1 protein-coding gene is annotated in these 272 nt (G+C 36.4%); it reads left to right on the plus strand.

Annotated features, from left to right (window positions below; translation table 11 throughout):
- Positions 1-219, plus strand: a 219-nt coding sequence (locus tag R2R70_RS20335; protein ID WP_410978950.1) for a pantoate--beta-alanine ligase, incomplete at its 5' end; no start/stop codon positions are given.
- Positions 220-272: the final 53 nt, after the last annotated feature.

Genomic DNA, 272 nt, shown 5'->3' on the forward strand with positions numbered 1-272 from the left:
TGTGCCGAGCAGCTTAAGCAAGGTAATAAAGATTTCACTTCGCTTAAAACACATGCTAAGCAAAGCCTTGAGCAAGCAGGCTTAAAGCCAGACTATTTTGAGATAGCTCAACGAGATACCTTAAAAACTGCTACACTCGATGATAACCATTTTGTTATTTTAGCCGCCGCCTTTTTAGGCTCTGTGAGATTAATTGACAACATGCAGGTCGATATTTAATTTATTGAGCTTACTTTAAGGATTAAAAATGCATATATTAATAAAAACAAGCG

It is taken from the genome of Cobetia sp. SIMBA_158, from assembly GCF_046566945.1.
Taxonomy (GTDB): Bacteria; Pseudomonadota; Gammaproteobacteria; order Pseudomonadales; family Halomonadaceae; genus Cobetia; species Cobetia amphilecti.